The following is a 21,921-nucleotide window of genomic DNA, read 5'->3' as shown; positions in this document are numbered from 1 at the left end:
GCCGGCACTACCCGGTACCAGGCTTACAGCCCGTAACGCTCGATCACGTCCAGGTGCGGCTGCCGATCCTGGTCGCAGGCCTCGGCCAGGCGCAGCCAGCAATGTGGATGTGGCCACGCTGCGGTTTCCTGCTGCAGGAAGCGGTGCAGTGCCAGCGGCGCATGATCCTGCGGCTGCGCAACGGTGAACAGCACGCCCGGCAGGGTGCCCTCCTCCACAGCCGGATCGGTCACGGTGTAGTCCGCGCGGCTGTGCGACCACACCTGCCAGCCCTGCGCCTCGGCGGCTTCGACAAAGGCATTCCAGGCCTCTTCGCCCGGGTGCGCGCCATCGACCAGCCAGCTGCGCGCGAATCCACCACGTTCCAGCACATGCACCTGCGCATAGGTCGGAATGAAGTGCTCGCGGGCCTCTTCTTCCTCCGGCGCCGGGTGCACCAGCGCGGCGTCGAACACCACCCAGTCGCCGACCTGCTGGGCGTGGTTGGCCGGTGCGTTCTCGACGATGCGAGCAGTCACCGGGCCACTGCGGCGGGCGTAATACTCCATCGGCTCGCCGTTCTCTTCGCTGCGGATGATCACCCAGCCCCACGGCTCTTCGACCACGCCGTCCTGGCTGGACAGCTCCATGCCGATCGCCGCCGCCGAGCGGCGCACGGCATCCCAATCGCGCGCCGCGCTGGCCGCACTCATGTGATCCCAGTGCGCGGTGTTGGGCTCTTCCAGCAGCTCCACCAGCTGCGCATAGCAGGCCTGTGCTTCGCTGAAGCGGCCGGTTTCCATGTACATGCGCGCCAGCGTGCCACGCGCACCGTGCGAACCCGGCGAGGCGGCCAGCAGCGCCTGCGCGGCCTGCTCCAGCGCCGGCCAGTCCGACACCCGGCGGGCGCGCTGCACCTCGCACCAGTGCGCGAACACCGGCACACTGCCGCGATAGATATCCGCCAGCTGGCGCAGCCCGTCGTCGTCGCCCTGCTCGGTCAGCCAGCGCATCAGCGTATAGGCGGCCGGACCATCATCCTGCGTGTGCGCGCGTACGAATCGCCACAGCAATGCGCGCGCTTCCGCCTGCGCACCACAGGCGCCCAGCGCCGAGGCAGCCATCTCGGCCAGCGCCTCGTCGTCGGGCAGCTGCGCCTGTGCCTGCAGCAACCACTGCGCCTCACGCTCCGGATCACGCGACTGATTCTGCTCACCCTGCGCTTCCAGCCAGGCCAGCAGTTCCGGTGCGGGTACCGGCAGCGGTGCGACATCCGGCAAGGCGTCAATGCGTGCGGCCAGACTGGCAACCAGCGCTGCCGCACCGCGGTCCTGGCGCAGCTGCGCCAGGTGGGTGCGGGCCAGTTCCAGCTGGCGCTGCGCCACCCAGCGTGCGCCACGCTGCAGGGCCAGCTCCAGGCTCAGCGCAGCCACTTCAATCAGCAAGCGGTGCGAGCCGACCTCGGCAAAGTGCTCGATGATGGTGTTGAAGCGCGTGCCCAGGTCCCAGGTATTGCGTGCTGGATCGCGCTGGCACAGCGCGGCGGCCGTGTTGGCCCACAGCCGCCAGTAGGTCGGGGTCAGTTCGCTCCACGGCACCAGCTGCTGCAGCGCTTCTTCGTCGCGGCCGAGCTGCGCCAGTGCCCAGGCCTTGGACAGGCGGCGCGGCACCGTGCAGTTGGCCGGCTCGTACTCGCCGGATGCGGCCACTTCGGCCTCACGCTTCTCGATCAGCGCCAGCGCTTCTTCGGCACGCCCCATGCCCAGCAGGATCTTGATCTGCATCTCAGGGAAGCTGTCGAACACTTCCTTGCCACAGGCTTCGATCGCATCGGACTGCACCTGCAGGTAATCCAGCGCGTCCTGGCCGCAGCCATCGTCGAGCAGTGCATCGGCCTTCTCGCAGCTCAGGCACTGGAAGCAGGCCCAGCTTGGATCGATGCGACCCAGCGTTTCATCGCACACCTCGATGCGCTCGGGCACCCAGCCCGGGCCATCGATGTTGCCGTAGCAGGCCGCCAGGTCCTGGGTCACGCAGATCGACTGCGGGCATTCCAGAGTGTCTTCGCGGTGCGCACGCTCGAACAGCGCCACCGCCTCGCCCAGCGCGCTCTCGCCTTCAACGCGGTTGCCGACACGGTTGCGCAGCGCCCAGTGGCCGACGTAGACGTCAACCCACGGGTTGTCCAGCGCCTTACCCAGCGCACGCGCCTCGGGCAGCAGTGCATCGACGCGGTCGACGTGCAGTTCGCTCACCTCGTCGGCGAGGCGGTTCAGCAGGTGCGCGTTCTGCGCCTGGCCCGCCTGGCGCAGGTCACCCTGCAGTTTTTCGACCCAGTTCCAGATGTCCATGGGGTAAGTACTCCTGTCTAGCGAAGGCTGGATGAGAAGGGGCGGTGCTCAGCGCAGCATCTGCTGAAGGGCACCGGCGATATCGGTGAAAGCGCCGTTCAGATCCGGGCCGGGCGTGGCGGTCGCACGTGCCGGCGGACGGCCCTGCGCGGCGACGATGATCTTCAGTGAACGCAGCAGGCGTGCTGCGGCGTCGGCCTGCGGGTGGCCCTCGCGCTGGGCACGCAGCAGTGCCTGCACGGCCGGATTGTCCAGGTTGAGGTACAGCCGCGACGGCGCCCGCGATTCGATGCGCGCCGTGAACTGGCGGGCCAGGCGCAGCGCCGCCATCGAGACGCGCTTGTCGTTCTCGTCGTCCTCCAGGCGCTGCTTCAGTTCGGCCTCGCGGTCGGGCACCACTACCACCGGCAGCGCCTCGGGGCTGAAGCGTGCCGGCAGCAACTGTTCGCCGTCACCGAGCTGCTCGCGCAGCCATGCCAGCTGCGCCTCATCGAGGCTGTCGTCGTTGCGGAACAGCGCGCGGTTGCCCTGTTCGGTGCCGAGTTCCACCAAGCGCAGGCCCTTGGCCTGGGCCCAGCGCCGCAGGAACGGCACCACCGCATAGCGATGGCCGTGCGCCACCGGCACGCCCATCGCACGGAACAGCATTTCCTCGAAGCCGCCGCCATTGTCGAGGATCACATGCACGGCACCGCGCGCCGGCAGCGCACTGGCTGGCAGGTCGCCCTGCGAAGTCGGCACGCGCACGTGTTCCAGCAGCAGGTCGAACAGGCGGTCATCGCACAGCGCTGCGCCCAGCAAGGCCTCATTGTGGCGCGTGAGAACGCGTCGCCAGGCCTCAGGCTGTTGCCGCGCGACATCGGCCAGGCCATCAATCAGCGCTTCCAGCAATGCATGCTGTACGGCGCGGTACTGGTCGTCGCGCTGCAGGTCCTCGCGGCTGGCAGTGGGCGTCAGCCGCGAGGATTCAATCACGCCACCGATGAAGCCCGCCCACGGCGGCAGCAGGTCGCGCGCGTCGTCATCCAGCAGCATGCCGCGCACGAACACCGACAGGTTGCGGTTATCGCTGGTGCCGTAGGTGGCGCCGTCCTGCACCCACAGCAGGCCGGTGGCATCGCTGTTGCCATCGGCACGCAGCGGCACGGTCACAATCGGCTCGAAATCGTGCTCGAAGCGCGCCGCGAACTGCAGTGCCTTGCGCCGCGCCTGCACCGGATGCACAGCGACGTCGCCCTGGCCGCGCCACGGCGGCGGCTCAGGGTTGAGCGCCTCGGCCGCAGCACCGATGAAGATCGGCTCGGACAACAGCGCGCAGTAACGGCCCAGCACCTCGTGCAGGCGCGCCTCGTTGGCCAGCGGCAGGAAGTCCGGATGCAGTTCCAGTTCCACCTCGGTACCGACCGCGCGTGCCGGCACTTCACTGACGGTGTACTGCTCTGCATTGCTGGACACGTACAGATGACCCAGTTCCGGCGCCTGGTACGAGGTGGTACGCACGCTGACCCTGCGCGCCAGCACGAAGGCGGACAGGAACCCGAGGCCGAACATGCCGATCAGGCCTTCGTCGTCCTCGCCGCCCTGGCGCAGGCCACGGGTGTAGCCGACGCCGACGGTGGCCAGGTAGTCATGGATTTCCTGGCGGGTCAGGCCGGCACCGGTATCGGTGATGCGCAGCACCCCGGCGGCGGCATCGACCTGCACCGAAATGCGCGAAGGCACTTCGATGTCGGGCTGTTCAATGCGGCGACGGATGATCGAATCGTGCGCGTTCTGCACCAGCTCACGCAGCGCCACCACCGGGGTGGAATACAGGTGCTTGCCCAGCACCGTCATCAGTCCATTGAGATCGACCCCGGCACGACGGATTTCGGCGTTGGGGGCGGTGAGCGCGGTGTCCTGCATGTAATCGTTTACTCCTGGGCACGGAAAGACACCACAGGGCGCCTTCGTCGAGCGGGAAAAACTAGCACAGTGAAGCTGACCGTTACTGCATTGGACACGTGTAGAGCCGAGCCGATGCTCGGCTGCTGTTCGCCCTTTGTAGAGTCGAGCCATGCTCGACAGCTGTTCGACCACTCGTCGAGCATGGCTCGACTCTACAAAAAGCAGCCAAGCGCGGGCTCGGCTCTACAGGACGGGTGTCACGCCGCGTCGATGGCCTCGGACAGGCGTTCCACCGCAATCACTTCCATGCCCTTCACCGAACCACCCTTGGGCGCGTTGGCCTTGGGCACGATCGCGCGCTTGAAGCCGTGGGTGGCTGCCTCGCGCAGGCGGTCTTCGCCATTGGGCACCGGGCGGATCTCGCCGGACAGGCCAACCTCGCCAAACGCGATGGTCTTTTCCGCCAGCGGCCGGTCCTGCAGCGAAGACAGCACCGCCAGCAGCACCGGCAGGTCGGCCGCAGTCTCCTGTACGCGGATGCCACCGACCACGTTGACGAACACGTCCTGATCGCCGACCAGCACGCCACCATGACGGTGCAGCACCGCCAGCAGCATGGCCAGACGGTTCTGCTCCAGGCCGACCGCGACACGGCGAGGGTTCGACAGCGGCGAGGCATCCACCAGCGCCTGCACCTCCACCAGCAGCGGCCGGGTGCCCTCACGGGTGACCATCACGCAGCTGCCGGGTTGGTGCGTGCTGCCACCGGACAGGAAGATCGCCGACGGATTGGAGACTTCCTTCAGGCCCTTGTCGCCCATCGCGAACACGCCCAGTTCGTTGACCGCACCGAAGCGGTTCTTGAACGCACGTAACAGGCGGAAGCGGCTGCCGCTCTCGCCTTCGAAATACAGCACCGCATCGACCATGTGTTCAAGCACGCGCGGGCCGGCGATGCCGCCCTCCTTGGTCACGTGGCCGACCAGGAACACCGCTGTCCCGGTCTCCTTGGCGAAGCGAACCAGTCGTGCGGCGCTCTCGCGCACCTGGCTGACCGAGCCCGGCGCGGCGGTCAGGCTCTCCGTCCACAGGGTCTGCACCGAATCGGCCACGATCAGCCGCGGGCCCGCCCTGGAGGCGTGCTGCAGGATCGACTCGACGCCGGTCTCGGCCAGCGCGTTGACCCCATCCAGCGGCAGTTCCAGCCGGTGCGCGCGGCCGGCCACCTGGGCCAGCGATTCCTCGCCGGTGACGTACAGCACCGGCAGCTCGGCCGCCATCTTCGCCACCGCCTGCAGCAGCAGGGTCGACTTGCCGATACCGGGGTCGCCACCGACCAGCACCACAGCGCCTTCGACCAGACCGCCGCCGAGCACGCGATCGAACTCGCCGATGCCGGTCGAGACACGGCGATGCTCGGTCTGCTCCACGTCCTTCAGCGCGGTGATCTTCGGCGGGTCGATCTTGCCCGCCCAGCCGGCCCGGCGCGACGCGGGCGCCTTGGCCGCCGCAGCACTTTCCAGCACGATCTCCGACAGCGAATTCCAGGCATTGCACTCGGTGCACTGGCCCTGCCACTTGCTGAATTCGGCGCCGCATTCATTGCAGACGTAGGCGGTGCGGGCTTTTGCCATCGGATGATTTCCAGCAACGGGAACAGGCGTGGCAGGATAGCCGAGCCGGGTCGCAGGTGCTGCGACCGCTCAAGTCCCGCCCACCCGCGCCGATAGGGGTCGCGGGCGTGCGCCTTGCGGGCGCCCCTCCCTCCCCCACTGGATTCAACATGACTGGCAGTTACAGTCAGAGCCTGGTCATCATCTCCCTGCTGGTGGCCATTCTTGCTTCATACACGGCGCTGGACATGGCCGGCCGCCTGGCCACGGCCGAGGGCCGCGTGGCCCGCTGGTGGCTGGCCGGCGGCGCGGCGGCGATGGGCCTGGGCATCTGGTCGATGCACTTCATCGGCATGCTCGCCTTCGACCTGCCGATCCCGGTCGGCTACGACCTTGGCATCACCCTGTATTCGCTTGCGGTCTCGATCGGCGCTTCGGCCTACGCACTGTGGCTGGTGTCGCGCCCCAGCCTGCCCTGGCGCCGGCTGCTGGCCGGCGCCGTACTGATGGGGCTGGGCATCGCGGCCATGCACTACCTGGGCATGGCCGCGATGCGCATGCAGCCAGGGATCGACTACCACCCCGGTTGGTTCGCCGCCTCGATCGCGGTGGCCATCGGTGCCGCCGGTGCGGCGCTGTGGATCGCTTTCCGCCTGCGCACCGAACAGCGCAACACCATCCCCCTGCGCGTGCTGGCGTCGCTGGTGATGGGCCTGGCCATCGTCGGCATGCACTACACCGGCATGGCGGCCGCGCGCTTTCCCGCGGGCAGCATCTGCGGCGCGGTCGGCAGTGGCGGCATCGATACGCGCTGGCTGGCGGTGCTGGTGATCGTCACCACGGTGGCGACCCTGGGCATCGCCCTGGTGGCCTCGCTGTTCGACCGGCAGATGCGCGTGCGCACCGGGCTGCTGGCCGACTCGCTGGCGCACGCCAACGACAAGCTGATCCAGGCTGCGCTGCACGACCCGTTGACCCAGCTGCCCAACCGCATGCTGCTGCAGGACCGCATCGAGCAGGCCATCGAGAAGGCGCGTCGCCGCAACCACGCGGTGGCGGTGATGTTCTGCGACCTGGACGGCTTCAAGGCGGTCAATGATGCCTATGGCCACCAGCTCGGCGACCGCCTGCTGGTGGCAGTGGCGCAGCGCATCGGCAGCCTGCTGCGCCCGCAGGACACGTTCGCCCGCCTCGGCGGCGACGAGTTCGTGATCGTGCTGGCCATCGATATTCCCGACGATGCCGTGGTGGTGGCCGAGCGCATCATCGCTGCTGCGGGCGAGCCGTTCACCCTGGATGCCGCCGAACTACAGGTCAGCGCCAGCCTGGGCATCGCCCTGTATCCGGACGATGCCGGCAACGAACGCGAGCTGATGGCGCACGCCGATGCGGCGATGTACCACACCAAGGAAACCGGCCGGAACGGCTATACCTTCTTCACGCCGTCGATGCAGTTGAGCGCCAACCGCCAGCTGCGCCTGCTGCAGGACCTGCGCAAGGCGATCACGCGCAACGAACTGGTGCTGCATTACCAGCCCAAGTTCCCCGCAGCCGGTGCACCGGCCACCGGTGCCGAGGCCCTCCTGCGCTGGCAGCACCCGGAGCTGGGCCTGCTGGCACCGGATGTGTTCATTCCCATCGCCGAACGCAGCGGCCTGATCCTGCCGATCGGCGACTGGGTGCTGGATCGCGCCTGCGCGCAGCTGCGTGCGTGGCACGATGCCGGACATGCCGAATGGTCGATGGCGGTGAACCTGTCGCCACTGCAGTTCTCCTCGCCGGCGCTGCTGGACAGCGTGCGCGAGGCCCTGGAGCGGCACCGCATCGAACCGGCGTGCCTGACCCTGGAGATCACCGAGACCACCGCGATGAAGGACGTCGACGCCAGCCTGGCGATCCTCAACGACCTGACCGCGATGGGGGTGCACATTGCCATCGACGATTTCGGCACCGGTTATTCCAGCCTGCTCTATCTCAAGCGCATGCCGGCCACCGAACTGAAGATCGACCGCGCGTTCGTGCACGACCTCGAACGCAATGATGAAGACGCCGCCATCGTGTCGTCGATCATCGCGCTGGGGCGGACCCTGCAGCTGCAGGTAGTGGCCGAAGGCGTGGAGACGCAGGCACAGCGCGAATACCTCAGCGCGCTGGGCTGCGACCAGCTGCAGGGCTATCACCTGGGCCGGCCGATGGAGGCCGAGGAATTCCTGCGCCGGGTCGAGTGAGCCGATGTGCGGAGCAAGCTCCGCACCCACCACGCCAGCAGATGCGCGCCATGCGTGGATGTTCCTTGCCGCCGCCCCACGGCAAACAAAAAGGCCGCCCGAGGGCGGCCTTTCTGCGTGGCAACGTCGCGAAGACGTCAGTGCATCATGTGCACGTTCATGTTGTGCATGACCCACAGGGTACCGACCACGATGATGCCGATCACCACCACGGTGAAGGCCGCAGCGTTGACGTTCCAGCGGCTTTCCGAGGAGCGGTCCAGGTGCAGGAAGAACACCAGGTGCACCAGCATCTGCAGCACTGCGGTGATGGCGATGACCACACCGTTGACGGTGCGCGAGAAATCGCCCGACATCACCATCCAGAACGGGATGACGGTCAGCACCACCGCCAGCACGAAGCCGATCAGGTACGACTTCACGGTGCCATGGCTTTCGCCGCCGGTGCCGTGGTCGTGTGCATGGTTGTCATGTGCCATTACAGGGCTCCATTGAGGTAGACGACGGAGAACACACCGATCCAGATCAGATCCAGGAAGTGCCAGAACAGGCTCAGGCACGCCATGCGGGTCTTGTTGGTCGGGGTCAGGCCGTACTTCTTCAGCTGCACGAACATCACCAGCAGCCACAGCAGGCCGGCGCTGACGTGCAGGCCGTGGGTGCCGACCAGGGCGAAGAACGCCGACAGGAAGGCACTGCGGTCCGGACCGTAGCCCTGGTGGATCAGGTGCTGGAACTCCCACACTTCCATGCACATGAAGCCGAAGCCCAGCAGCCAGGTGATGCCCAGCCACAGGTACATCTGGCCCATCTGCTTGCGGTGCATGGCGATCATGCCCAGGCCGAAGGTCAGCGAGGAGGTCAGCAGCAGCGCGGTTTCCCAAGCCACGAACGGCAGTTCGAACAGGTCCTTCGCGGTCGGGCCACCATCGGTACCGCCGGCCAGCACCACATAGGTGGCGAACAGCGAGGCGAAGATGAGGCAGTCGCTCATCAGGTACACCCAGAAACCGAAGACGGTGTTGCCGCCGGTGTCGTGGTGCTCGTGGTCGTCATGGCCATGGGCCGCCGCATGCGCGGCGTGCCCGTGGCTCAGGGTCGAGGTATTGGTGCTCATGCCTTCAGCTCCGACTTCACCAGGCCCTGGTTTTCCAGGTGCTTGCGGTGTTCGTTCTCGATGCGTTCCACCTCGGCGGCCGGGACCCAGTAGTCCACGTCCTGGTCGAAGGTGCGGTAGATGAACGTGGCGATCATGCCGACGAAGCCGACGATGGCCAGCCACCAGATGTGCCAGATCATCGCGAAGCCGAACACCAGGCTGAAGGCACCGATGACAACGCCCGTGCCGGTGTTGCGCGGCATGTGGATGTCGGTGTACTTGGCCGGCTTCGGCCAGGCTTCACCACGCTGCTTGCGCTCCCAGAAATCGTCCAGCTCGGTGACTTCCGGCAGCGTGCCGAAGTTGTAGAAGGCCGGCGGCGAAGAGGTTTCCCACTCCAGCGTACGGGCATCCCACGGGTCGCCGGTCAGGTCGGCGGTCTTCTTGCGGTCGCGGATCGACACGGCCACCTGGATGATCTGGCACAGGATGCCGGCACCGACGATGAAGGCACCTGCGGCAGCCACCAGCAGCAGCGGCTCGTAGGCCGGGTTCACGGTGCTCTGCAGGCGACGGGTCATGCCCATGAAGCCCAGCACGTACATCGGCATGAAGGTCACGTAGAAGCCGATGAACCAGCACCAGAACGCGCACTTGCCCCAGAACTCGTTCAGGCGGAAGCCGAACATCTTCGGCCACCAGTAGGTGATGCCGGCGAACATGCCGAACACCACGCCGCCGATGATGACGTTGTGGAAGTGGGCGATCAGGAACAGGCTGTTGTGCAGCACGAAGTCGATGGCCGGGATCGCCAGCATCACGCCGGTCATGCCGCCGATGGTGAAGGTGACCATGAAGCCGATGGTCCACAGCACGGGCGTGGTGAACTGCACGCGACCGCGGAACATGGTGAACAGCCAGTTGAAGATCTTCACGCCAGTGGGGATGGAGATGATCATCGTCGTGATGCCGAAGAAGGCATTGACGTTGGCACCCGAGCCCATGGTGAAGAAGTGGTGCAGCCACACGATGAACGACAGCACGCCGATGCAGGCGGTGGCGTAGACCATGCCCTTGTAACCGAACAGCGCCTTGCGCGAGAAGGTCGCGATGACTTCGGAGAACACACCGAACGCCGGCAGGACCAGGATGTACACCTCCGGGTGGCCCCAGATCCAGATCAGGTTGATGTACAGCATGGCGTTGCCGCCACCGTCATTGGTGAAGAAGTGCGTACCCAGGTAACGGTCCAGGGTCAGCAGCACCAGGGTGATGGTCAGCACCGGGAAGGCAGCGACGATCAGCACGTTGGTCACCAGGGCGGTCCAGGTGAACACCGGCATCTGCATCAGCTTCATGCTGGGGGTACGCATCTTCAGGATGGTGATGAAGAAGTTGATACCGCTCAGCGTGGTACCCAGGCCTGCGACCTGTAGACCCCAGATGTAGTAGTCCATGCCGACGCTTGGACTGTATTCGATGCCCGACAACGGCGGGAACGCCAGCCAGCCGGTGGCGGCGAATTCACCGATCCACAGCGACAGCATGATCAGCACCGCACCCGCCACGAACAGCCAGAAGCTGAGCGAGTTGACGAACGGGAACGCGACGTCGCGCGCACCGATCTGCAGCGGCACGGCCAGGTTCATCAGGCCCGTGATCAGCGGCATCGCCACGAAGAAGATCATGATCACGCCGTGGGCGGTGAAGATCTGGTCGTAGTGGTGCGGCGGCAGGTAACCCTCGGACCCGCCGACGGCGAGTGCCTGCTGGGTACGCATCATGATGGCGTCGGAGAAACCGCGCAGCAGCATGACGAAGGCGACGATGAGGTACATCACGCCGATCTTCTTGTGGTCCACCGAGGTGAACCACTCCTTCCACAGATAGCCCCACAGCTTGAACTTGGTGATCAGGGCCATGACGCCCAGGCCACCCAGCACCGCGCCGACCAGAGTGGTCAGTACGATCGGATCGTGGGGGATCGACTCAAGAGAGAGTTTTCCCAACATGTTCATTCTCCCGAACCCGCGTGGCCGGCGTGACCCGCGTGTTCGTGTTCGGTGGCATCCAGGTTTTCACCCGATTCCTTGGAATCATGTGCGTCACTGGGGGCATGGCCCTCGTGCGCTTCATGGCTGGCGGCATCGGCAGCGGCGGCACCGGCATGTTCATGCTTCATGCCGTAGTGCTTGTTGTCGCCCATGTGCTTGGCGATGACCCAGTCGAACAGGCCTTCTTCGGTCTTGCCGAAGTAGGTCACCGGGTACCACTCGGAGTTGCGCGCCTCACCCAGGGCCTTGAACGAAGCCTTGTCCAGGGTCTGCTCGCCGGCACGGACCTGGTCCAGCCACTGGCGGTATTCGGCATCGGTGACCGAATAGGCGGTGAAGTGCATCTTTGCGAAGCCCGCGCCGCTGTAGTGCGAGGACATGCCCGGGAATTCACCGGTCTCGTTGGCAATCAGGTGGAGCTTGGTCTCCATCGCGGCCATCGAGTAGATCATGCTGCCCAGGTGCGGGATGAAGAACGCATTCATCACCGAATCGGACGTGATCTTGAAGTTCAGCGGCGTGTTGACCGGGAACTTGATTTCGTTGACGACCGCCACCTTCTCTTCCGGATAGATGAACAGCCACTTCCAGTCCAGCGAGATCGCCTCGATGGTGACCGGCTTGACGTCCGAATCCAGCGGCTTGTACGGGTCCAGTGCGTGCGACGAGCGCCAGGTCAGGACCGCCAGCACCAGCACGATCATGCAGGGAATGGACCACACCACCACCTCGATCGCCGTCGAGTGGGACCACTTCGGCTCGTAGCGGGCCTTGGTGTTGGAGGCGCGATACTTCCACGCGAAGGTCAGGGTCATGATGATGACCGGGATGACGACCAGCAGCATGAGCACGGTGGCCGTGATCAGCAGGGTCTTCTCATCCTGGCCGATCTGGCCCTTCGGACTGAGGATGGCCACGGCATCGCAGCCGGTGAGCATCACCAGCAACGACAGCAGCAGGCCCGGGCGCAACCAGCGCCCAAGGGTTTTCAACGGAATCATCGGTCGATCCAATTGCGAGGGAATGCCGTTCCCCGTCCTGCCTGTTCCGGCCAAAGCCGGTCCCACCGGTCCGGGGACAGGCAGGGAGGTGGGGTCGAGTCAGCCTTTCAATTTTAGGCCGTCACCCACCATTTAAGAAAGGCATTGACAATGATCGAGCGCAGGAAAGGCCCGTTTCTGGCTGCGACACGTTGTCGCACCGCGCAAGCGCGGCGGGCAGAACACCCGGGGGCGGCATCCTAGCATCGGGCGATGGCGGCTGCTCCGCCCGTGTTCGGCAAAGTCCCCTGAACTTGTTCAGGCATGCCTGCGCGGGCAATGCATGGGATGCTCGGCGCCGGAGGAAGCCCCATGGACAAGATCGACTTCAAGAAGCGCGATCGCGCGTTGTACCAGCCCCCGGTGGGCCGGTTCGTGACGGTGGACGTACCGCCCCTGCCCTACCTGATGGTCGACGGCCACGGTGATCCGAATACCGCCCCCGCGTATGTGCAGGCGGTGCAGTGGCTGTACTCGGTGAGCTATGCACTGAAGTTCGCGCTGAAGACCGGGGGCCAGGACTACGTGGTGCCACCGCTGGAAGCGCTTTGGACCGCCGAGGATCCGTCGAGCTTTGTGGCACGCCGCAAGAATGAGTGGGCCTGGACGGTGATGATCCGGACGCCGGACGGGATCAGTCCAGCGCAGTTGGAGGCTGCCATCGCCAAGGCGGCGAAGAAACTGGGCAACCTTCCGGCCAGCCTTCGCCATGAAATTCTTGAAGAAGGCCTCTGCCTGCAGACCCTGCATGTAGGCGCCTACGATGACGAGGGTCCGGCCCTCGCCCATCTGCACAACGAACTGATGCCTTCGCTGGGCTACGCCTTCGCCGGCCCCCATCATGAGATCTACCTGAGCGACCCACGCAGGACCGACGCTGCGCGGTTGAAGACCGTGCTTCGGCAGCCGGTGCGGCCGATTGGACCTGATTGAGGTTTACGCACGTGACACAAGGAACGCCATGCGCCTGATCAACCGGCTGCTGAACTGGACCACCCTGCCCGCCGGGCGCCGCCTGATGGCCGTGCTGGGTGCTGCGCTGGTGATCGTGCTGGCCTGCAATCCGGCGCTGTCGCCGTTGCTGCCGGTGGTGGACGCGCTCGGGCTGGACGTGCTGGTGCTGTTGCTGGGTGCGCAGATGGTGGCGGTACTGCCTTGGGTGCGGGAGCGGGCCGCGCGCGGGACCAGGGTGCTCGCACGCCTGCTGATCGGCGCATCGGCGGGAGCAGCAGGTGGCTATCTCCGGCAGCTCGCGTGGTGGCTGGCACGGGGCGCAGGGATGACGAGGCGTTGATGAAGGCTTGCAGCCTTCGGTGAGGTGGTCATCCAATGATCACCGGCGGGCACAAACAAAAAGCCCCAACCAAGGGCCGGGGCTTTTCATTACAACTGGACAACTGGTGCCGGAAACAGGAGTCGAACCTGCGACCTACGCATTACGAATGCGAGAACACTTGTTTGCCATCAATCACTTAGATAGGATTGGGACATTCTTGGGACACGACCCGGCAGACGGGCTTTCTGAAAATGAACGCTGGCAAAACAAAGCGAGAGAAGACGCAAACGAAGTCTCCTGGTGTTTATGAGAGAGGCATCGGAAGCAGCAGTCCTTATTTCCAAGTCAAGCTGCGCTCCAAGGGTCAAAGCGAAACCTTCCGCTTCCCTTACGTTCCCGGTCTCCCGGCAATTCATGAGAAGAGCCGTCTGAAAGCACTGAAAGACGCCAAGGCTTGCAAGGCCCGTTTCGAGTCGCTGTCTCATTTCTATGATAAGCCCGTGGGTGAAATATACAGCGAACACCGTTTGCGGGATTGGATTGAAGCTTGGATTCGGGAATCGTGTGATCGAGTCGGCCTGGATGGACAACCGCTTACAGGAATGATTGAGCGCAAAGGGGCAAAAGAGGACTCTAAACAAATCCGGCGCTTGGTTTTCATTGCAGACGCTTATGCGGAAGAACATGGGACTGCCTCAATCATGGAGAAGTCGATACGCTCTTTGAAGAAGTCGGATTTTGTTGGTAAAGAAGGGCTCCTCAGCATGCTGACGGGTCGAGCGCCGAAAAGGGCTAATCCAAAAGTTCCAGAAAAGAAGCCAGAAGCTTCCGCTGCCACAAAGCGCCGAGCGCTGGCGCTTTTAGGTATGGTCTGGAAGCATGCGAATGATTTCTGGAAAGCGGACGATGCTCCTGATTACCCCAAGCCGTGGGCGGGCTTTGAAATCGTGTCGAGTCATCATGCGAACAACACTCGCGCTCTGTCTGTTCAAGAGTTTCACCGCGTTGAAGAGGCAATGAAAGCGCTTCACCCGACTACCCTTGCTGCTATCCACTTCTTGCGCTGGACGGCGGCGCGTGCCGGTGAAATGAAAAAGCTGGAATGGCAGCACGTGTTCTTGCCATCCCGCCCAGGCGAACTGGGGGAAGTCCTTTTTGTCGGAACCAAGACGCCCAGGCGCGGGGCATATCGCGAACGTCGTATCCCACTCCCCGAGGGTGCGGAAGATGCGCTGCGGAGCCTTTTCACGGGAGCGAAGCCGGAAAAGGGATTGGTCTTCCAATCGCCTTCTGATCCCATAAAAAGCATCTCTCGCGATTCGGTCTACCAAGCATTTGTCAGAGCGGTGAACCGCGCCGGAGTGCCTCATGCTCGTCTGCACGACTTGCGTCACACCCGCACCACTGAACTCTCCAAGTCCATTCAGCCCGCCCAGGCGATGGCGGTGACCGGTCATTCTGACCCGCGAACCTTTATGCGCTACACGCACGTGTCGAGCGAAGTCGCGAAGCAGATTTCCGCCGCCGACAGACAACGCCAGAAGCTCGGTGGCCCCAAGGCTGAGGCTCCTGATTCCCTGGAAGTGCAGCTGAAATCGCTTTCACCCAAAGAGCGGAAGAAATTGGCTCTGCAAATGCTCTCTGACGATCTTGACAACGACTGAAAGTCGATCAACGATCCAAAAATATCCACACGAAAAGGGGGGTGCGACATGTATTACATCGCAAAGCCGAAGTCGTTCGCAATGACGATGCTGACGGCTCTTGTTTGCTTCTCCATCCTCCCGATTGTGGGAGCGATGATTTCGCTCTCAATCCTGTTCGTCTACTTCTTCTTCTCGAACCCGCGCCACATGCGTGAAGTTCCGCCGCATGCCAAGTTTTTCCGAAAGCAGCAGTGGAAGACCGTGGGCATTTGGTCTGCGATTCTGTTCGTGGTCTTTTACATCTTCCTGCTGGGCATCCCTCAAATGCTCTTGTTGCATGATTGGTAAATCCTTCTAGCTTTGCATCATCACCTCGATGTCATTCATTGCCCCGCTTCTCCGGCGGGGCTTTTTTTATGCCTGACGATCTTGCGCAATTCGCATTCTGGGTTACTTCTTAAAAGAGGCTTATTAAACTTTTTAAGGAGAACATCAATGCAGAAGAAATGGGGCCGCAGCCAGAAATATCACAAGAGAACCCGTCACCTATACGCGCTCTTCTTCGACACCGAAAGAGCGGTTTACATCGGCCAATCCGTCGATTTAAAGAAGCGCTGGCAACAGCACCGTTCAGCCGCAGGGAAATGGAACCGGCCCTTTCGACCGGTTGAACTGGCTTCATATGAGATGACTCAGCACGAAGCCGAACGCATGGAAGAATTGTGGCGCTGTAAAGCGCACAGCCAGGGCTGGCGGGTCTATGGCCTGCCTCCCGGCATCGTCATCAACCCATACAGAAGAGCGGGCCTGTGGAAGCGCTGGGAAGCCAGGAAGCTTCAATGGAAGACGGGGATGACGCCAGCTGCTCCGTCTAAGTTTCCTTGGAAGGGATTGGGAATGGGTATTGGGGTGCTGCTGTTCTTCACGACGGTCCTTCCGTGGACCATGGCGCTCATCCTTAGCGGCTGAATGACCGCGCTTGGGTTTGACCCCTGCGGGCTAGCTGAGGTTGATCTCTCTCGTCCTCCAATCCGGCTTTCGCTTCCTCTCTCGCTTTTTCACGCATCAATCGAGCCTTTTCTTTCAGCTCGAAGAAAGGCGACATGGCCTTTGCTTGCTCACTTTCCGGTCGAAGCAACCCTGTCTCAAATACGTTTTCCTTCAAGCGTTCGTTCGCGAATCGCTGAGACAGCGATGACAATTCGTTTGCAGTCACGTAGATCTTGTAGGTTCCGGAAGTCATTCGCGTGAAAGAGACAAGCGTGCTGTGATTGTCGAACATCCCAACGTCGGCTCGCTGATAGATTTCCTGCTTTCCCATGCCCTGGCTCTTATGCACAGTGACTGCGTAAGAGTGGTCAATATCTCGGTAGAACTTCTGGTTGAAGTTGAGCACTTCGCCGTCTTCTGTTCTCACTTTAAACTGAATGCTTCCATCAGTCCTGGACTCGGACATCTTCTCAATCACGCCCTCGGTTCCATTGCTGACCCCCATCTTCTTGTTGTTCTTCTTGAACATGATGCGGTCACCGATTGCAAAGATGCGCTCTTCGACTCGTCCGTTGCTCACGATTTCAACGGTTCGTCCTTTGCTCTTGATTACGCCTTCTTCCGTCAGATGCTCCCTGGCTCCTTCGTTGAGCGACTGGATAACATCTCGCTTGCTGGCAAGCATCAATTTCTCATCCGCAGCGGTCTTGCTTTTTGCGTAGTCTTTGGTCATCGCATCGATGCATTGTTCAGCCGTCTCGTAGATCTCGAAACAATTTCTCGACAACAGACTGTCGAAGATTTCAGCTCCTTTTCTTCGTGTTTCAGCATTGGACCGCATGCCGATTTCCAATCGTTGCTTTCCGCCATCTTCGTAGAACGAGTAAGCGATTTCGCGGTCCTTCTTATGTTTCTGCCGCCGAATTTCAGTCAACTTGCGAGACCCGATCACCTCTCTCATGAGTTGCATACCGGAACCAGATGCAATGGGTTGGATTTGCTCTGAATCTCCTTGTGCAAGCAGCTTGGCACCGCTTGTCTCAGCAATCTGCATCAGTTTGAGCATATCTCGTGTGCCCACCATGCCCGCTTCATCGACCAGGATCACGTCTTTGTCAGTGAACTCGACGGTTCCTTTTTCATAGTCATAGATCAGTTTGGTGATTGACGTGCACTTGATGCCGCACTCGTCACCGAGCTTTTTTGCTGCTTTATTAGAGAATGCGACACCGAACAACTGCTTACCCTCACGATCTAGCACGTCTCGGATGATTTGAGTTGTCGTGGTCTTTCCGGTCCCTGCTAGACCTTCTAGCAGCGCCATACCCTTTTCGTTGAGCATGTGACGAACAGCTGCGCGTTGCTCCTCTGACGGTTTAAAACCGCGTTTTTCTTCAAATTCCTCTTCTGCCAGCCGAATATTGGTGAGCGATGCGGCGTGATGCGTTTCTTTCGCGCGACGTTGAGCCCCTTCCAGAACTTTCACTTCATCGGCGGCCATTGATTTGGACGTATAACGAGTCTCTTTGTAACGAATTGACAACAAATTTCCTCTATCCGCTTTCGCTAATCGCTTTGCCCCTACGTCCAAGATTTCTGGGTTCGACAGGAAACGAGAAACCTCGCTTTTCATTTCAGCGACAGATTTCAACCCGCAATACTCCATAAAGACTTCCCGTTCCACGTCCTTTCGAGTAAAGACCGATGTGCTTTGGTGCAGCCGCTCTACAATTTCTTCAAAGCTTTTCGCTTGAACCATTTCCTGTTGCGGCATTGCTTTGAGTTCAGTCGCCGTTCGCAACATTGACCCTTCTCTGTTGTCGATCCACTTTTCCCAGCGATCAAACAGCTCTCCAATGCTGGGTTCTTCTTTCTTATTTCGAGTCGCGAAATTGGCCTCTTGTGCGGTTACTCCGTTTTCTTTCTGATACGCCAGTATTTGCTTACGCCTCTCGCTGCTTTCATCAATGAGATCTTGTTCAATCCCCGCAATGCGCGTGATGACCTTTCCGGTCTTCCCAAGACCATTGACCTCTTCTATGCGTTCGAGCGCATAACCCTCAGCCTGCATCTTTTCGTAGATCGTTGCTTTGTAGAATTCGTCTGCGGTTCGCGCCATTGCGAACAGATTGTTGTTGTCCCAGGTGCTCCACTTGCCATCAGATCCCTTGGTGACGCTAGGGATAAAGATGTGGTTGTGGCCGTTAGGATCGATCCACATGATTTTTTCGCCGGACGGCAGAATTTTCTCAACAGGACGGGAAGTGAAGTGAGTAAATGAAGCGTAGACACATCCTTGGGTTTCAATGACATCGATGCCTGCATCTCCGCGTCGAGTCTCGATAAAAGGCTCGTAGCAGTGTTGCATCGTCTCGTCGCATGCTTCGTTCATAATTTCAATGATTCGCCGCCGCTCTTCCAGGGTTCGAGCCATGACCATTGCTAACGTCACATCTTTTGGAATAGACATCGTGATCTCGGTTCCCATCACGTGACCGCCAACCGCGATGTCAATTTGCTTTCCGTTTTTGTCGAGAATTGGGTTTCCTGCCGAATCCTTTTTGATCTCCTGCCTGGGCTTTTTTCCGGCATTCATGCACAACGCATCACCTGTGGCCGGAGAGTACCCCTCCGCGAGTGCCGTCAGCGCTTCGGCGGTAACCTCTTTGTCTTTGAGCTGCATCATCTCGTCTTTCATCAGATTTCCGCCCCAACGAGAGAGTTTCAAGCCATCCAGGATTTGCATCTGTCCGTCGTGGTAATAGTTGACCGCAGCGGAAACCTGGCTGTTCTCTTGCATCAAATAGTTGATGAGATCCTGAGCGCCGTTTGCCGTCATTTTTAAGACATTGATGTTTTGCATTTGTCACTCCTATTTTTTTATTTGCACATCAAATAGAAGTAGCACGAGTTGGAAAAAACGCAATCAATCGAACCCGAATGGATTCTCATCCCCTACGGGCGGTTTATCGATTTTGACTCGCACAACGTCTCTGGCACCATTGCGCTTCAAGTGCTTTTCAAGAATAGAAGCCACTGAGAACGAAGCCCCTTCTTGCGGCGGGGTGTCTGCTTCTTTGATGGTCTCGACGCTATACCCTTCGCCGTTGTCACCGGCTATCACTTCGATCTTGGGCGCTGGAACGTTGGGCTTGGCGACTTCTCGCATCCATTTTGCTTCGACTTGCCCTTCTCTACGTTTCGGGTATTTTCGACCTGGAAACAGAAGCAGCATCGGGTCCCAACCGGAGATTGAGACGATGGCTTTGACCCCAAAGCCATCCGGCTTAATCTTCTTGTTCCTGACCGGCCCGAGTTCTGCGGTCAATTCATGCGGAGACACGACGTTACGGCTCTCTTCGTGCACGACGGCTTTGTCTTGGTGACTGAACCAGGAGACCTTCTTCTTCCCAAAGCGTTGCGAGATCAAGTCGCGCGTTTCCGAAGGTTGGATTTGGCAAGCGATGTGCGTTCCGATCATTGACTGCAAGGTCGCTGCTTCTTTGTCGCCGTAGACTCTTTGAACCTGCATGAAGTCTTGGAAGCCGATGTATGCGACCACCCCTTTTGACCGTCCCATTTCGAAAAGCCCGTCGATGTTGAGACGCGCAATGGAAGTCAGCTCATCGAAGAAGAAGCCTAGGAAGCGGCCCTCTTCATTGTCAGGGAGGCTTGGAGAGAGGATTTCGGGGACTGCGCAGTTGATGAGCGCGCCGATATACGCTGCCGTAAGCCCCGTGTCGGGGCCTGCTTGCACAATGACTTGCTTGCGGCCCTCATAGCCGTCTTTGACCCATTCGGACATCGCAAAACGGCGCTTGCCCACGGTTGGCCAAGCGGTGGCTAGGTCGTTGATCATGCGGCTGAGCCCCGCTAGGGTGGCTTGGATCGATTGGACGGTCTCCCCGCCTCCGGCAACCAGATTCGTGGCTTGCTTGTGCCACGTCATCATCGTCACCACCCACTCTTCTTGGCTCCGATTGATGGACCCAGCAAGGTCTGCAAAGCCCCACTGCAAAGGCTTGGTGGCTTGCAGTTCTTTAATGGCTCCAACGAGCAACGAGCGCGCGGCGAGAATCCAGAAATTCCCTTTGTCATTGCCAGGGTCGTTGATGATCGACGCTGCAAAGACCTCGGCTTTGATCGGGGTATCCACGTCTTTCGCCACGTCCCATACGTATGACCTTGCATCGAACGGACAGACGATGATGGGTTGCCGAAAGATAGACGTGTAAGTGCCTTTTACATCGTAAATAAAGCACTTCTGGTTCTTCTTGATCGCGTGTCGAATCGTCTGACTCATGATGACTGACTTCCCTGAGCCAGGGCTTCCAACCACCAGCACGTGCCTGCTGGCTTGCTTCTTTGAGATGACCAGCTCAGGGTGAATCAGCACAGAGTGCGGGTCTGTCTGCTGCTCTTTGACTGACAGCGAGCGATAGTGCATCTCGCTGACCGCCTCTTTGTCTTTCAGCAGCCTGGGACCTGAAATGTCGCGCTCATTATTGCGAGGCTTGAACGCAGAGCGAGACGCAAACCAGCTTAAAGAAAGCGCTACTACCCATGCCAAACCGATTTGGAAGTAGATGAGGGCGGGATAGACCGTCTCGGTTCTGACTACTCGCAAAAATTCAAACAATGTAGGGTTTTGGTAGCCGCCCAAAGCAAACACGTCGAATGCGGTCAGGAGACTTCCAGGAAGAAGCATTCCAAAAGGAAGCGGACTAGGGTTTGGGATGAACTGAGTCGCGAACAGCGATAAAGGGTAGGCAGCGCAAAGGATGAGGAGGAAGACCAAGAGGCCTTCATTCCAGTAGCGAACCGGCGTCGAGGGTTCAACTGTGCCTGGAACCGAACCGAAAAAATGCTGGTAGACTCTTCTTTTATTTCTTGCCATAAAAATACCCCTTTTCTAATGCACTAGAAAAAGGGTATTTCAGATTCGACATTCGTCAATTGTTTGCAAACCACTTCTGCTGCTCAGAAGACGAAGGCCATTTCAGGTTATTGACCAAGCACCTGTTTTCTTTGACGCGTCGATTCCAAATTAAAGGTAGTCGGTTCCCTGTGGAGCACGTCTCGACCGCCTTGCCGCCGTCAATCCAAAGGACGGCATCCGTGAGGCCTTGCTTCTCCAAGCTGACTAACACCTCGTTCCGGACAGCCGGACAGCCCTCGGAGCGCCCCACCCGCCCAGGGCGAACATAGGTGGCTGGGTGCATCACTACCGCTCTCTGCCGTGCGTTCGTGTTCCATCCCGGCGTCAGGCCGTCCAAACGCCTGGACCAGCCCGAGACACCTTGATAGCGCTCAGAAATGCGGTAGAGCCCAAGGGAGGTTGCAAGGCTGCCTTCAACGTTCGAGAAGCGCCGGGGCACGTCTGTGCCGCTGCCGACGCCGTGAGCCACGTAGTCCGTCAAGATGGTCTTTCCTGTATCCAAATCTAGGACGCGGAGACGCGGCGAGTCTTTGGGTTTTGTCATATCTGCAATGAGCAGCAGCCTGGGAGTTAAGCCTGCACACTGAATTGCTTCGAGAGCCCTGCGGGCTGGCGCATCCAGGTTCGTTGTGAGCACAGAAGCGTTGCCGGGAATCGGCAGAAGAGCGAGGGAAGTTAGTAATACCGTCTTTTTCATTGTCGTGTTCTCCTTATTTCAATAGTGTTTATGGGTAGTCAGACTACTCATAAATTAATTGAAACAGAGAACCGAAATCGGGCAAGCGCTAGCGAACGACTAAAACGCAGAAATGTGAAAAA

At 60.7% G+C, this 21,921-nt stretch carries 16 protein-coding genes; 6 read left to right on the top strand and 10 right to left on the bottom strand.

Annotation, left to right across the window (positions count from 1 at the left end; translation table 11 throughout):
* Nucleotides 1–23 precede the first annotated feature (23 nt).
* The 3 genes from D7Y61_RS02395 to radA form a co-directional block, all read right to left on the bottom strand.
* On the bottom strand, nt 24–2,330 hold the full coding sequence (locus tag D7Y61_RS02395; RefSeq protein WP_180864852.1) for a tetratricopeptide repeat protein: 2,307 nt from the start codon (nt 2,328–2,330) through the stop codon (nt 24–26).
* A 48-nt stretch (nt 2,331–2,378) separates the two neighbouring features.
* Nucleotides 2,379–4,235 carry an ATP-binding protein gene (locus D7Y61_RS02390; RefSeq protein WP_180864851.1) on the bottom strand — a complete coding sequence of 619 codons (1,857 nt, stop codon included), beginning with the start codon at nt 4,233–4,235 and terminating at the stop codon, nt 2,379–2,381.
* Between the two features lie 239 nt (nt 4,236–4,474).
* Nucleotides 4,475–5,851, bottom strand: a complete 1,377-nt coding sequence (gene radA / locus D7Y61_RS02385; RefSeq protein ID WP_005408586.1) for a DNA repair protein RadA — start codon at nt 5,849–5,851, stop codon at nt 4,475–4,477.
* A gap of 149 nt (nt 5,852–6,000) precedes the next feature.
* Here radA and D7Y61_RS02380 point away from each other — a divergent pair, with 149 nt between their 5' ends.
* Nucleotides 6,001–8,058 (top strand): putative bifunctional diguanylate cyclase/phosphodiesterase, encoded by a 2,058-nt coding sequence (locus D7Y61_RS02380; RefSeq protein ID WP_180864850.1) that lies wholly within the window; start codon nt 6,001–6,003, stop codon nt 8,056–8,058.
* 137 nt (nt 8,059–8,195) lie between these two features.
* Here the strand turns inward: D7Y61_RS02380 and cyoD are convergent, their stop codons facing one another.
* The 4 genes from cyoD to cyoA are packed head-to-tail and all read right to left on the bottom strand — an operon-like array spanning nt 8,196 to nt 12,212.
* Nucleotides 8,196–8,537, bottom strand: coding sequence for a cytochrome o ubiquinol oxidase subunit IV (cyoD, locus tag D7Y61_RS02375; RefSeq protein WP_005408584.1), 342 nt, complete (start codon nt 8,535–8,537; stop codon nt 8,196–8,198).
* Nucleotides 8,537–9,175, bottom strand: a complete 639-nt coding sequence (gene cyoC, locus D7Y61_RS02370; protein WP_005408583.1) for a cytochrome o ubiquinol oxidase subunit III — start codon at nt 9,173–9,175, stop codon at nt 8,537–8,539. Before cyoC ends, cyoD begins: the two co-directional genes overlap by 1 nt.
* Entirely contained in the window at nt 9,172–11,169 is a 1,998-nt protein-coding gene (gene cyoB / locus D7Y61_RS02365) for a cytochrome o ubiquinol oxidase subunit I (protein ID WP_180864849.1), read from the bottom strand. Before cyoB ends, cyoC begins: the two co-directional genes overlap by 4 nt.
* Nucleotides 11,170–11,171: 2 nt before the next feature.
* Complete coding sequence (gene cyoA / locus D7Y61_RS02360; RefSeq protein ID WP_180864848.1) at nt 11,172–12,212, bottom strand: ubiquinol oxidase subunit II; 1,041 nt, start codon at nt 12,210–12,212, stop codon at nt 11,172–11,174.
* A gap of 351 nt (nt 12,213–12,563) precedes the next feature.
* Here cyoA and D7Y61_RS02355 point away from each other — a divergent pair, with 351 nt between their 5' ends.
* The 5 genes from D7Y61_RS02355 (at nt 12,564) to D7Y61_RS02335 (ending at nt 16,142) form a co-directional block, all read left to right on the top strand.
* Nucleotides 12,564–13,184: a GyrI-like domain-containing protein gene (locus D7Y61_RS02355; RefSeq protein ID WP_180864847.1), complete on the top strand. Its 621-nt coding sequence runs from the start codon at nt 12,564–12,566 to the stop codon at nt 13,182–13,184.
* A gap of 28 nt (nt 13,185–13,212) precedes the next feature.
* Complete coding sequence (locus D7Y61_RS02350; protein ID WP_180864846.1) at nt 13,213–13,545, top strand: hypothetical protein; 333 nt, start codon at nt 13,213–13,215, stop codon at nt 13,543–13,545.
* 233 nt (nt 13,546–13,778) lie between these two features.
* Nucleotides 13,779–15,191, top strand: coding sequence for a tyrosine-type recombinase/integrase (locus tag D7Y61_RS02345; RefSeq protein ID WP_180864845.1), 1,413 nt, complete (start codon nt 13,779–13,781; stop codon nt 15,189–15,191).
* Between the two features lie 48 nt (nt 15,192–15,239).
* Entirely contained in the window at nt 15,240–15,521 is a 282-nt protein-coding gene (locus D7Y61_RS02340) for a hypothetical protein (RefSeq protein ID WP_180864844.1), read from the top strand.
* 147 nt (nt 15,522–15,668) lie between these two features.
* The gene (locus D7Y61_RS02335; RefSeq protein WP_180864843.1) at nt 15,669–16,142 is read left to right on the top strand and encodes a GIY-YIG nuclease family protein; all 474 of its coding nucleotides are present in this window, start codon (nt 15,669–15,671) and stop codon (nt 16,140–16,142) included.
* Here the strand turns inward: D7Y61_RS02335 and mobF are convergent.
* From mobF to D7Y61_RS02320, 3 genes are all read right to left on the bottom strand, one after another.
* On the bottom strand, nt 16,132–19,026 hold the full coding sequence (gene mobF / locus D7Y61_RS02330; RefSeq protein ID WP_180864842.1) for a MobF family relaxase: 2,895 nt from the start codon (nt 19,024–19,026) through the stop codon (nt 16,132–16,134). The genes D7Y61_RS02335 and mobF overlap by 11 nt on opposite strands.
* Nucleotides 19,027–19,089: 63 nt before the next feature.
* Nucleotides 19,090–21,060, bottom strand: coding sequence for a type IV secretion system DNA-binding domain-containing protein (locus D7Y61_RS02325; RefSeq protein WP_180864841.1), 1,971 nt, complete (start codon nt 21,058–21,060; stop codon nt 19,090–19,092).
* Nucleotides 21,061–21,115: 55 nt separating this feature from the next.
* Nucleotides 21,116–21,799 carry a murein L,D-transpeptidase catalytic domain family protein gene (locus D7Y61_RS02320; protein WP_180864840.1) on the bottom strand — a complete coding sequence of 228 codons (684 nt, stop codon included), beginning with the start codon at nt 21,797–21,799 and terminating at the stop codon, nt 21,116–21,118.
* Between the last annotated feature and the right edge of the window lie 122 nt (nt 21,800–21,921).

The sequence above is a fragment of the Stenotrophomonas maltophilia genome, assembly GCF_013464485.1.
GTDB lineage: Bacteria > Pseudomonadota > Gammaproteobacteria > Xanthomonadales > Xanthomonadaceae > Stenotrophomonas > Stenotrophomonas maltophilia_AW.
This window is presented reverse-complemented; position numbering and strand designations above follow the sequence as displayed.